At 67.7% G+C, this 12,600-nt stretch carries 12 protein-coding genes; 7 read left to right on the forward strand and 5 right to left on the reverse strand.

Annotation, left to right across the window (positions count from 1 at the left end; genetic code table 11):
- Positions 1–68: 68 nt before the first annotated feature.
- The 5 genes from WS51_RS05655 to WS51_RS05675 all read right to left on the reverse strand — a co-directional run bounded on the left by WS51_RS05655 (position 69) and on the right by WS51_RS05675 (position 4,055).
- On the reverse strand, positions 69–599 hold the full coding sequence (locus WS51_RS05655; RefSeq protein WP_059944403.1) for an acyltransferase: 531 nt from the start codon (positions 597–599) through the stop codon (positions 69–71).
- A gap of 3 nt (positions 600–602) precedes the next feature.
- On the reverse strand, positions 603–1,553 hold the full coding sequence (locus WS51_RS05660; RefSeq protein WP_069228749.1) for an electron transfer flavoprotein subunit alpha/FixB family protein: 951 nt from the start codon (positions 1,551–1,553) through the stop codon (positions 603–605).
- Positions 1,554–1,568: 15 nt separating this feature from the next.
- Entirely contained in the window at positions 1,569–2,318 is a 750-nt protein-coding gene (locus tag WS51_RS05665) for an electron transfer flavoprotein subunit beta/FixA family protein (protein WP_059845789.1), read from the reverse strand.
- Between the two features lie 40 nt (positions 2,319–2,358).
- Positions 2,359–3,147: an SDR family NAD(P)-dependent oxidoreductase gene (locus tag WS51_RS05670; RefSeq protein ID WP_060022211.1), complete on the reverse strand. Its 789-nt coding sequence runs from the start codon at positions 3,145–3,147 to the stop codon at positions 2,359–2,361.
- 62 nt (positions 3,148–3,209) lie between these two features.
- Positions 3,210–4,055: an alpha/beta fold hydrolase gene (locus tag WS51_RS05675; RefSeq protein ID WP_069228750.1), complete on the reverse strand. Its 846-nt coding sequence runs from the start codon at positions 4,053–4,055 to the stop codon at positions 3,210–3,212.
- Positions 4,056–4,193: 138 nt separating this feature from the next.
- Between WS51_RS05675 and WS51_RS05680 the strand changes: the two genes are divergently transcribed.
- The 7 genes from WS51_RS05680 (at position 4,194) to WS51_RS05710 (ending at position 12,535) form a co-directional block, all read left to right on the forward strand.
- Positions 4,194–4,973 carry an SDR family oxidoreductase gene (locus WS51_RS05680; protein ID WP_059507487.1) on the forward strand — a complete coding sequence of 260 codons (780 nt, stop codon included), beginning with the start codon at positions 4,194–4,196 and terminating at the stop codon, positions 4,971–4,973.
- Between the two features lie 166 nt (positions 4,974–5,139).
- Complete coding sequence (locus WS51_RS05685; protein WP_059951004.1) at positions 5,140–6,705, forward strand: DUF1302 domain-containing protein; 1,566 nt, start codon at positions 5,140–5,142, stop codon at positions 6,703–6,705.
- A 41-nt stretch (positions 6,706–6,746) separates the two neighbouring features.
- Complete coding sequence (locus tag WS51_RS05690) at positions 6,747–8,129, forward strand: DUF1329 domain-containing protein (RefSeq protein ID WP_059773870.1); 1,383 nt, start codon at positions 6,747–6,749, stop codon at positions 8,127–8,129.
- A gap of 98 nt (positions 8,130–8,227) precedes the next feature.
- On the forward strand, positions 8,228–9,010 hold the full coding sequence (gene dmpE, locus WS51_RS05695; protein WP_069228751.1) for a 2-oxopent-4-enoate hydratase: 783 nt from the start codon (positions 8,228–8,230) through the stop codon (positions 9,008–9,010).
- A gap of 13 nt (positions 9,011–9,023) precedes the next feature.
- The gene (locus WS51_RS05700; RefSeq protein ID WP_069228752.1) at positions 9,024–9,923 is read left to right on the forward strand and encodes an acetaldehyde dehydrogenase (acetylating); all 900 of its coding nucleotides are present in this window, start codon (positions 9,024–9,026) and stop codon (positions 9,921–9,923) included.
- 16 nt (positions 9,924–9,939) lie between these two features.
- Positions 9,940–10,971: a 4-hydroxy-2-oxovalerate aldolase gene (gene dmpG / locus WS51_RS05705; protein ID WP_060339728.1), complete on the forward strand. Its 1,032-nt coding sequence runs from the start codon at positions 9,940–9,942 to the stop codon at positions 10,969–10,971.
- A gap of 175 nt (positions 10,972–11,146) precedes the next feature.
- Entirely contained in the window at positions 11,147–12,535 is a 1,389-nt protein-coding gene (locus WS51_RS05710; protein WP_060022222.1) for an MFS transporter, read from the forward strand.
- Positions 12,536–12,600 lie beyond the last annotated feature (65 nt).

Here is a 12,600-nt window from a genome sequence, read left to right on the forward strand (position 1 = left end):
GCATTCGAGCAATCGACGACGGATTCCCGCCGCCAGGCAGCCGCCGCCGGAGCGATGACGCGTATCGCTTACGCGTCGCCGATCTGCATCATCGTCCGCAGGCAGTGCGCCGCGAGTTGCTGATAGACCCGCGTGCCGTTCGCCTTCGCGTCGATCTCCGCGTCGCTCAACCGCCGCACCACGCGCCCCGGCACGCCCGCGAGCAGCACGCCGCGCGGCACGTCGTAGCCGGCCTTCACGAACGCGCAGGCCGCGACGATCGTCGTCGCGCCGATCGTCGCGCCATCCATCACGACCGCGTTCATCCCGATCATCGTGTCCGGTTCGAGCGTCGCGCCGTGCACGATCGCGCCATGGCCGACGTGGCTGTTCACGCCGAGCCGGCATGTCTCGCCGATGCCGACGTGCAGCACGCAGCCGTCCTGCACGTTGCTGCCCTCCTCGACGACAATTGCACCGAAGTCGCCGCGCAGGCTCGCATGCGGGCCGATATAGCAACCCGCGCCGATCGTCACGTCGCCGATCACGACCGCGCTCGGATGAACGTACGCGGACGGATCGATGCGCGGGCGCGTGCCGTTGAATTCGAACAGCGCCATCGCTCAAAGCGCCGCGACCGCTTCGGGGACGAGTGCGAACAGATCGCCGACCACGCCGTAGTCGGCCACGCTGAAGATCGGCGCGTCCGGATCCTTGTTGATCGCGACGATCACCTTCGAATCCTTCATGCCGGCCAGATGCTGGATCGCACCCGAGATGCCGACCGCGATGTACAACTGCGGTGCGACGATCTTGCCGGTCTGGCCGACCTGGTAGTCGTTCGGCACGTAGCCGGCGTCGACTGCCGCGCGCGATGCGCCGAGCGCTGCCGACAGCTTGTCCGCCAGCGGCTCCAGCACCTTCGTGTAGTTATCGCCGCTACCCAGACCGCGGCCGCCCGACACGATGATCTTCGCGCTGGTCAGCTCCGGACGGTCCAGCTTCGTCACTTCACGGCTGACGAACTGCGACTTGCCTGCATCGGCCGCTGCTTCGATCGTCTCGACCGCTGCGCTGCCGCCTTCCGCCGCCACCGGATCGAAACCCGTCGCGCGCACCGTGATCACCTTGATCGGGTCGCTCGATTGCACCGTCGCGATCGCGTTGCCTGCGTAGATCGGGCGCTCGAACGTGTCGGCCGAAACGACCGCCGTGATGTCCGAAATCTGCGCGACGTCGAGCTTCGCGGCGATACGCGGCGCGACGTTCTTGCCGTACGCCGTTGCCGGGGCGAGGATGTGTGAGTAGTTCGCGGCGATGGTCAGCACCGTTGCTTCGATGTTCTCCGCCAAGCCTTCGGCCAGTTGCGGCGCGTCGGCCAGCAGCACCTTCGCAACGCCGGCGATCTTTGCTGCTGCGTCCGCGGCTGCTTGCGCATCGTGGCCCGCGACCAGCACGTGGATGTCGCCGCCGATGGCTTGCGCAGCCGCCACCGCATTCAACGTCGCCGCCTTGATCGGCGACGCCCCGCCCGCCGATGCCGCATCGTGCTCGGCAATCACCAGAATCGTCATTTCTTTCCGCTCCCTTTACAGCACCTTAGCTTCGGTCTTCAGCTTCTCGACCAGCGTCTTCACGTCCGGCACCTTCACGCCGGCCGCGCGCTTCGGCGGCTCGTCCACCTTCAGCGTCTTCAGACGCGGCGTAACGTCCACGCCCAGGTCTTCGGGTTTCACCGTTTCCAGCGGCTTCTTCTTCGCCTTCATGATGTTCGGCAGCGTCACGTAGCGCGGCTCGTTCAGGCGCAGATCCGTCGTGACAACCGCGGGCAGTTGAAGCGACAGCGTTTCCGCGCCACCATCGACTTCGCGTGCAACCGTTGCCTTGCCGTCGGCGATCGTCACCTTCGACGCGAACGTCGCTTGCGGCAGGCCAGCCAGCGCAGCGAGCATCTGGCCCGTCTGGTTCGAATCGTCGTCGATCGCTTGCTTGCCGAGGATCACGAGTTGCGGCTGCTCCTTGTCGACCAGCGCCTTGAGGATCTTCGCGACGGCCAGCGGCTCGACGCCATCGTTCGACTCGACCAGGATCGCGCGATCCGCGCCGATCGCCAGCGCCGTGCGCAGCGTTTCCTGCGCTTGCGCGACACCGACCGACACGGCCACCACCTCCGTCACGACGCCGGCCTCCTTCAATCGCACGGCCTCTTCCACCGCGATTTCGTCGAACGGGTTCATCGACATCTTCACGTTCGCGATGTCGACGCCGGATTGATCGGACTTCACGCCGACCTTCACGTTCGCGTCGACCACGCGCTTCACTGCCACGAGCGCTTTCAACTGCCTGTCTCCTGTTTCGCTTTTTTTCCGCCGCCGCCAATCAGCGCGCGGTGTATCCGCCGTCGATCACAAGCTCCGCCCCTGTCACGTAGCGTCCCGCCGGCGACACGAGATACAGGATGCCGGCCGCGATGTCGCGCGGGCTGCCGATCTTCGCCATCGGCACGTGCGTCTGCATGTACTCGAACGCACGATCCGGATCCTGGCCCATCTGCCGGAATGCATCCTCGAGCATCGGCGTGCGGATGTAGCCTGGATGCACCGAGTTCGCGCGGATGTTCTTCGTCGCATACAGCATCGCATCGACCTTCGCCATCATCCGCACCGCCGCCTTCGATGCGTGGTACGCGGGGACGTCGGGGCCGCCGACGATCCCGTACATCGACGACAGGTTCACGATCGAGCCGCCGCCGGCCGCCTCGATGTGCGGAATCGCGGCGCGCGTGCACAGGAACACGCCATTGACGTTCACGTCCTGCACGCGCTGCCATTGCGCGAGCGTGAGTTCGTGCGTCGGCACGTTGTGCCCTTCGATGCCCGCGTTGTTCACGAGCACGTCGAGGCGCCCGAAGCGCGCGACGATCTCGCCGAACACGCGTGCCACATCGGCCTCGTGCGTCACGTCGAGCGACCAGAACGCGGCCTGCCCGCCCTGCGCGCGGATCTCCTCGACGAGCGCTTGCGCCGGTTGCGACAGCACGTCGAGGATCGCGACGCTCGCGCCGGCCGCCGCCAGCGTGCGTGCCGTTTCCGCGCCGATGCCGCGCGCGCCGCCGGTGATCGCGGCCACCTTGCCGCGCAGGTCGAACAGCTCTTCGATCAGTTTCATTGTGTCTCCGTGTAATCAGGCGAACCGGCCTCGAACGGGCCGGTCGTGAAGGGCATCCGAAATTATCGCGCGGCGGGGGCGCCAGGTGCCGCGAGGAAGTCGACGCATTCGCGATTGAAATATGCGGCGTGCTCGACCATGACCCAGTGGCCGCAGCGGTTCAGCAGCACGAAGCGCGCGTCGCGGCAGCGTTCGAGGAACGTCAGCGCGCCGCCGACCGGATTGAAGCGATCGTCGGTGCCCCAGAAACCGAGCACCGGGCAGCGCAGGTCGCCGAGCGCGCCCGTCAGGTTCGGCACGCTCATCGTCGACAGCACTTCGGTCGGCTGCTCGACGCAGACCTTCATCCGCTCGGCGACGAGCGCGTCGGTGACGATCGCCGGGTCGTGAACCAGCAGCGTCAGCAGCTCGCGCATGGTGTCGTCATTCATCTGGCGATTGGTGAACAGCTGCACCATCCGCTGAATCCCTTCCATCCGGAAGTAGGTGTCGCGGTCCTCGACGCCGCCCGGGGCCATCATGATCAGCGCGTCGACTTCATCCGGGTAATCGAGCGCGTATTTCAGTGCGATCGCGCCGCCGAGCGAGTTGCCGAGCAGCACGGCCGGCCCGATGCCGAGCGCGGACAGCTGCGCATGCAGCGCGCCGACGAAGAAGTCGAGCGTGTAGGCGACGTCGGACGGCTTCGACGACTGCCCGTAGCCGGGAAGGTCGACGACGATCGCGCGATGGCCGGCGGCCGCGAATGCCGGGTAGTTGTGCTTGAAGTTGCTGAAGCCGCTCGCGCCCGGGCCGCTGCCGTGGATGAACACGACCGGGCGGCCTTCGCCCGCCTCGAAATGATGCAGGCGCAAGCCGCCCGGTACGTCGGTGAAGATGCCGGCCGGCGGCGTCGTGGGGGTCGTCATCGCGGGTTGTCTCCTTCGTCGGTCGATGGATGCCTGCCAGGATGATTGCTCCGCGGGCGCCGGCCGGCATCATCCTTTCAGACTACGAAGCTGCGCGCGCTTGTTCCTATCATCGGGCCACCGAAACGGAGGCAGACGATGAACGGATTCGACTACAGCGGCAGGACGGTGCTCGTGACGGGCGGCACCAAGGGCATCGGGCGGCGCATCGCCGAGCGGTTTCTCGCGGCGGGTGCCCGCGTGTTCGTGTGCGGGCGCAGCGCACCCGACACGCCGCCTTCGGCCGGCGGGCGCACGGCCACTTTCGTCGCGGCCGACCTGCGCGACATCGAGCAGGTCGACGCGATGCTCGCGACGATCCGCGATGCCACCGGCTGCCTCGACGTGCTCGTCAACAACGCGGGCGGCTCGCCGTTCGTGCTCGCGGCCGACGCGTCGCCGCGCTTCACCGAATCGATCGTGCGGCTCAACCTGATCGCGCCGCTGCAGCTCGCGCAGCGCGTGAACGCGATCATGCAGCCGCAGCCGCACGGCGGCGTGATGCTGTTCATCGCGAGTGTCAGCGCGTCGCGGCCCTCGCCGGGCACCGCCGCCTACGGCGCCGCGAAGGCGGGCCTCGTGAATGCCGTCACGTCGCTCGCGGTCGAATGGGCGCCGCGCGTGCGCGTATGCGCGATCAGCCCGAGCCTCGTGCAGACGGAATCCGCGACCGAAGGTCATTACGGCGACGATGCCGCGCTCGACGCGATCCGCGCGACGATTCCCGCCGGACGGCTCGCGACACCCGACGACGTGGCGTCGGCGTGCCTGTTTCTCGCGTCGCCCGACGCGTCGTACACGTCCGGCGCGAACCTGCGGCTCGACGGCGGCGGCGAACGGCCGGCGTTCCTCGCGGCAGCGCGAACGGAGCCACGCTGACGCGCGCGACCCGCGACGCTCGATGGCACGCCGACGCACGCCGATCGTTTCCAGTCCTAGGGAAGTCATCTAGTTCATTTTGACGATTCCCTGCTACCGCGATCTCCCTACTCTGCCTCTCACGACAACCACAGTCGACCGTCGTCGATACCCCAGAGGAGACACCATGCATCAACGGATTTCGCGCCGTACCGGCAAGCGGGCCACCGCCACGCTGTCGACGCTGGCCGCCGCGCTGCTGACGTGCGCCGTTCCCGACGCGCACGCAGGCAGCACGATCGAGCTGGGCGCCGACACGACGCTGGACTACACGTTCACGCTGAGTTACGGCCTCGGCATGCGCACGCGCGCGCCGAGCGGCAATCTGCTGACGCCCGCGAACATCAATGGCGACGACGGCGACCGCAACTTCGCGAAGAACAAGCTGATCGAGAACCAGGTCAGCCTGCTCGGCGAAGTGAACCTGAAGCACGACGACTGGGGCGTGTTCGTCCGCGCGAGCACGTTCTACGACCAGGCCTATCACCGCCCGAACTACAACGACGCGCCGGGCACCGTGAACCAGTCCGGCCAGTACAACAACTTCACGAGCGATGCGCGCTACTGGTCGGGCGGCCACACGACGCTGCTCGCCGCCTACGCGTACAACACCTTCAAGATCGGCGCGACGAGCCTGAACGTCAAGGTCGGCGACCAGGTGGTCGCGTGGGGCGAAAGCCTGTTCTTCCCGAACATCGCGGGCGCGCAAGGGCCGGCCGATGCGACCAAGTCGTATGTCGCGGGCGCTCAGGTGAAGGACATCCTGCTGCCGGTGCCGCAGATCTCGACGCAGTGGCAGATCACGCCGAACTTCAGCCTGCTCGGCTACTACCAGTTCTCGTTCCAGCAGAACCGCCTGACCGCGCCCGGCACGTACTGGAGCTATTCGGACGTGGTCGGCCCGGGCGCGCAGTTCATCATCGGCCCGGGCGGGATGATCATTCCGCGCGGGGCCGACGACAAGCCGAGCGCCCGCAACCAGTGGGGTATCGGCGCACGCGTGCGCGTGTTCGGCGATACCGAGCTCGGCGTGTATCACCTGCATTACAACGACATGAACCCGAGCGTCGTAACGTCGTTCTATCCGGTGCTGCAGTACCGGCAGACCTATTTCAACAACATCAAGCTGACGGGCGCGAGCTTCTCGACGCAGGTCGGTCCGGTCAACGTCGCGGGCGAAGCGTCATACCGCCAGGGCGCGGCCGTGCTCGTCAACACGCCGACCGGCGCGCAGGCGACGCGCGCGAACGTCACGCAGCTCAACCTGTCCGGCATCTACTCGATCGGGCCGAGCTTCCTCGCGAATTCGCAATCGCTGGTCGGTGAAATCACGTACGTGCACGCGGGCGGCATCTCGGCCGTGGACGGCTCGACCACCCTCGCGAACTCGCGCAACGCGCTCGCGCTCGAGCTTGCCTGGACGCTCAGCTACAAGAACGTGTTCAACGGCTGGGATCTCGACGTGCCGCTCACGTACACGCACGACCTGGCGGGCACGTCGCCGCTGGCTGGCGCGCTCGGCTCGCTGACGGGCCAGGGCGATCACCGCGTGACGGCCGGCGTCACGTTCACGCGCCTGAGCAACCTGTCGCTGTCGCTCGTCTACGCGAAGTTCCTCGGTTCGCCGAACCCCGTCACGCGTCCGCTCGCCGATCGCGACTACGTGCTCGCCACGGCGACCTACCACTTCTGAGCGGCCCGCCCGCTCGTCACTCAGCAAGAAGAGGATTTGTCATGAAACGAACTCGTCTCCCTCTCCCGCGCGCGTCGGTGATGGCCGCGTGCGCGCTCGTCGCGACGGCATCGTTCGCGAAGGTCACGCCGGACGACCTGAAGGCGCTCGATGGCCCGCTCACGCCGATGGGCGCGGTGCGTGCCGCGAGCAAGGACAACGGCGTGCCGGAGTGGTCGGGCAAGTGGCTCGGCACACCGCCCGACGTGCAGTACAAGCGCGGCGGGCGCTATCCCGATCCGTACGCGAACGAAAAGCCGGTCGCGACGATCACCGCCGAGAACATGGCCCAGTACGCGGAGCACCTGACCGACGGCCAGAAGGCAATGTTCAAGCGTTACCCGGCGACGTTCAAGATCAACGTCTATCCGAGCCATCGCGATTTCCGCTATGCGGATTCCGTCTACAAGGACATCCGCACGTACGCGCCCGACTCGACGATGACGTCCGACGCGAACGGGGTGACCAACGCGCCGCCGCAGGTGCCCTACCCGATTCCGAAGACGGCCGCCGAGCTGCTGTGGAACCAGCGCTTCTCGTCGGCGATCGGCACGGAGCAGGCGACCTACGACCAGGCCGTCGTCTACTCCGACGGCAACATCGCGTGGGGCAAGGTGCGCTACGACATCTACTCGCCGCGCAACGTCGGCAAGTACGACGTGAAGAGCGACCTGAACAACCGCACGTTCTACCGCAACGCGACGGAGCTGCCGTTGTCGGACCGCGGCTCGCTGATCGTCGGCTTCACGAACTGGGACAAGGCCGGCGCGGACAATTCGTCGCGCACGTGGATGTACAACCCCGGCACGCGGCGCGTGCGCCAGGCGCCGGAATACGGCTATGACCAGCCCCAGGGCCCGGGCGGCTTCCGCACCGTCGACGACGACCGCCTGTACAACGGCCCCGGCGACCGCTACGACTGGAAGATCGTCGGCAAGCGCGAAGTGTACGTGCCGTACCACAACTACAAGGCGATGGACAGCTCGGTCAAGTATGCGGACCTGCTGACCAAGGGCCACGAGAACCCGTCGTACATCCGCTACGAGCTGCATCGCGTGTGGGTGCTGCAGGCGACGCTGAAAAGCGGCTACCGCCATCAGTACGCGAAGCGCGTGCTGTACATCGATGAGGATACCTGGATGACTCTGCTCGCCGACAACTACGACGCGCGCGGCCAGCTGTGGCGCACCAACGTCGCGACGACGCTGTACGCGTACGACGCGAAGACGTTCTACCCGGGTGTCGTGTTCTTCCACGACCTGATCTCCGGCGCGTACATGGCCGACCGCCTGACCAACGAAGGCCCGATGCCGAAACTCGACAGCAGCCCGCAGTTCAGCGAGGCGTACTTCTCGCCGGACGCGATCCGCAGTTCGGGTAACTAAGGATCCGGCGCGGGATGCCCGCGTCCCACGCGCCGGAGCGAGGCTCCGGCGCCTGACGCCGCCCGGGACGGCGGCCTTTTCCATTCGAGGGCCCTTTCATGTCTTCCCGCTTGCATACGACGCTCGGCGACGAGCTGTACGCCGCGTGGCACGCACGCGCACCGGTCGCACCGCTGTCGAGCCGCGCGCGCCGGCTGTCCGTCGACGATGCGTACCGCATCCAGCAACGCTTCATCGAACGCCGCATCGAGCACGGCGAATCGGTGGTCGGCAAGAAGATCGGCGTGACGAGCCAGGCCGTGCAGGACATGCTGAACGTGCGCCAGCCCGATTTCGGCATCCTGCTGTCCGGCATGCACTACGCGGCGGGCGACTCGATCGCCATCGACTCGCTGATTGCGCCGCGCGCCGAAGGCGAGATCGCGTTCATCCTGGCGCGCGACCTGCGCGGCCCCGGCATCGATCGCACCGACGTGATCGCCGCGACGGCCGCCGTCGCGCCCTGCTTCGAGATCGTCGATTCGCGCATCCGCGACTGGGCGATCCGCATCGAGGACACCGTCGCCGACAACGCATCGTGCGGCGTGTACGTGCTCGGCGATGCGCGCGTCGACCCGCGCACGCTCGACCTCGCCGCATGCGAGATGACGATCGAGATGAACGGCGAGCGCGTCGCGCAAGGCCGCGGCGATGCGGCGCTCGGCCATCCCGCCGACGCGGTCGCATGGCTCGCGAACACCCTCGCCGAATACAACGTGCCGCTGCTTGCCGGCGAGATCGTGCTGTCCGGCTCGCTCGCGAAACTGATTCCGGTCACGGCCGGCGACGCGCTGTCGATGCACATCTCCGGCATCGGCGGTTGCGACGTCCGCTTTATCTAAAGGAACGAACCTGATGAAGAAAATCAAATGCGCACTGATCGGGCCCGGCAACATCGGCACCGACCTGCTCGTCAAGCTGCGCCGCTCGACGTTGCTCGAACCCGTGTGGATGGTCGGCATCGACCCGGCATCCGACGGCCTCGCGCGCGCCCGCGAATTCGGGCTGAAGACGACCGACCAGGGCGTCGACGGGCTGTTGCCGCACGTCGCTGCGGACGACATCCGCATCGCGTTCGACGCGACCTCGGCCTACGTGCATCGCGACAACGCCGACAAGCTGACCGCGCTCGGCGTGAAGATGATCGACCTGACGCCCGCCGCGATCGGCCCGTATTGCGTGCCGCCGGTGAACCTCGACGCGCACGTCGACAGCGCGCAGATGAACGTGAACATGGTGACCTGCGGCGGGCAGGCGACGATCCCGATGGTGTACGCGGTGTCGCGCGTGCAGCCGGTCGCGTACGGCGAGATCGTCGCGACGGTGTCGTCGCGCTCGGTCGGCCCCGGCACGCGCAAGAACATCGACGAATTCACGCGCACGACGTCCGGCGCGATCGAACAGATCGGCGGCGCGCGCAAGGGCAAGGCGATCATTGTGATCAATCCGGCCGAACCGCCGCTGATCATGCGCGACACGATCCACTGCCTGACCGACGGCCCGCCCGACGTCGACGCGATCACGGCGTCGGTGCATGCGATGGTCAAGCAAGTGCAGCGCTACGTGCCCGGCTATACGCTGAAGAACGGCCCGGTGTTCGAGGGCAACCGCGTGTCGGTCTTCATGGAAGTCGAGGGGCTCGGCGACTACCTGCCGAAATACGCGGGCAACCTCGACATCATGACCGCCGCCGCGGCCGCCACGGCCGAGCGTTTCGCCGAACAGATGCTGGCCGCGACGGCCGCCACCGCTTGAGTCGAGGAGTCACACGATGTCACTTGCAGGCAAGAAGATCACCGTACACGACATGTCGCTGCGCGACGGAATGCATCCGAAACGTCACCAGATCACGCTCGACCAGATGCGCGACATCGCGCGCGGGCTCGATGCGGCCGGCGTACCGCTGATCGAGGTCACGCACGGCGACGGGCTCGGCGGCGCGTCGGTCAACTATGGCTTTCCCGCGCACACCGACGAGGCGTACCTGAGTGCCGTGATCCCCGAACTGAAGCACGCGAAGGTGTCGGCGCTGCTGCTGCCCGGCATCGGCACCGTCGAGCACTTGCGCATGGCGCACGAGCTCGGCGTCGGCACGATCCGCGTGGCCACCCACTGCACCGAAGCGGACGTGTCGGAACAGCACATCGGTCTTGCACGCACGCTCGGGCTCGATACGGTCGGATTCCTGATGATGGCGCACATGTCGTCGCCCGAGCAGCTTGTCGTGCAGGCGAAGCTGATGGAGTCGTACGGCGCGAACTGCATCTACATCACCGATTCGGCCGGCCACATGCTGCCCGACGACGTGACCGCGCGGATCGGCCAGGTGCGCGCCGCGCTGAAGCCGGAGACGGAACTCGGTTTCCACGGCCATCACAACCTCGCGATGGGCGTCGCGAACTCGATCGCGGCGGTCGCCGCCGGCGCGAACCGGATCGACGCGGCCGCGGCCGGCCTCGGCGCGGGCGCGGGCAACACGCCGATGGAAGTGTTCGTCGCCGTGTGCGACCGGATGGGGATCGAGACCGGTGTCGACGTGTTCGCGATTTCCGACGTGGCCGAGGATCTCGTCGTGCCGATCATGGACGCGCCGATCCGCCTCGACCGCGATGCGCTGACGCTCGGCTATGCGGGCGTCTACTCGTCGTTCCTGCTGTTCGCGAAGCGTGCGGAAGCGAAATACGGAATTCCGGCACGCGACATTCTCGTCGAGCTCGGCCGCCAGCGGCTCGTCGGCGGGCAGGAGGACATGATCGAGGATGCGGCGTTGACGATGGCGCGGGCTCGGGCGGTGGCGGCCTAGTCGTGGCCGGGACCATGGGAAACGGACCACGGCCCCGTATTCGCGCGTCGTCGCGAGTCGAATCGACGCGTGCGGGCACGCCGCTTGCGCGCACATGGCCGGGTCGCCTGCTGACACCACGCTGGCAGCAGGCGACGCCTAAGCTCGCATGATCGCCCCGCCGAGGAACCCGCCCATGGCCCACACCGGAGAACTCGCCGCACGCGCCGGACGTATCGCCCGGCAGCGCAGCGTGACCCTGCTGACACTGTGTCTCGCGGTGCTCGTCGCGCAAGTCGACACGGCCGTCGTCAATCTCGCGACACGCGCGATCGGCGCGTATTTCCATGCGGGAGTGGGCGCGCTGCAATGGGTCGTCGACAGCTACAACCTCACGTACGCGGTGCTGCTGCTCACCGGCGGGCTGCTCGCCGACCTGCACGGCCGGCGGCGCATCTTCATGGCCGGCACGGCCGTGTTTACCATCGCGTCGTTGATATGCGCGCTCGCGCCGTCGGTGTCGGTGCTGATCGGCGCACGCGCGCTGGCCGGTGTCGGCGCGGCGCTGCTGCTGCCCGCGTCGCTCGCGATCGTGCGCGTCGTGTGGCGCGACCCGGTCGAGCGCGGCCGCGCGCTGGGCATCTGGGCCGGATGCAACGGCGTCGCGATGGCGATCGGCCCGACCGTCGGCGGCGTGCTGATCCGCCACTTCGGCTGGCGCAGCATTTTCTTCGTGGTCGTGCCGCTGAGCGTCGCGGCGATGCTGCTCGCGATACCGGCCGTGCCTGAATCGTCCGATCCGCGCGGCCGGCATTTCGACGCGGGCGCGCAGGTTGCCGGCGCGCTGGCCCTCGGCACGCTCGCGTATGCGGCGATCGTGTTCCGCGAGGCGCCCGTCGCCAGTGCGGTCGCGAGCGGTATCGCAATCGCGTCGTTCATCGCGTTCGTCGCGATCGAGCGGCGCCATGGCGAAGCGGCGCTGGTGCCGCTCGACATCTTCCGGATCAGCGCGTTTCGCGGCGCGATCGCGGCAACCACCGGCATGACGTTCGGGATGTACGGCGTGCTGTTCCTGCTGCCGCTCACGTGGCAAAGCATCGGCCGACTCGATTCGACCGGCGCTGGGCTCGCGTTGTTGCCGATGGCACTTGTCTTCGTTGTCGTGTCGCCGTGCTCGGGGCCGTTGTCCGAACGCGTCGGCACGCGCGCGACGACGGCGGGCGGCGTCGCCGTGATCGCGAGCGGGCTCGCGGCGATCGGCGCGTTTGCCGCATCGCCGGGCCTGCTCGGCGCCGAGATCGGGCTCGCGTTGACGGGGCTCGGGATGGGAATCGCGACGGGCCCGCTGATGACCGTCGCCGTCGGCGCGGTCGAGGCCGCCCGCTCGGGCACCGCGAGCGCGCTCGTCAACGTCGCGCGGATGGCGGGCGCGACGCTCGGAATCGCGGTGCTCGGCACGTTGTTCGCGGCCGCGCATGGCGGCACGGCGGGCTTGCGCACGGCGATGTTCGCCGGCGCGGCGGTGCAACTGGCGGGAGCTGCGGGAGCGGCGGTCGGCGTGCGGGGCGCACGGCAGTCGGCGTGATGCAGCGTCGCTTGGCTCCCATGCACCGCGCATAGTGCGTTCGCCCTTCGCCCTTCGCCCTTCGC

Origin of the sequence: Burkholderia territorii (assembly GCF_001718335.1) — a bacterium.
GTDB lineage: Bacteria > Pseudomonadota > Gammaproteobacteria > Burkholderiales > Burkholderiaceae > Burkholderia > Burkholderia territorii.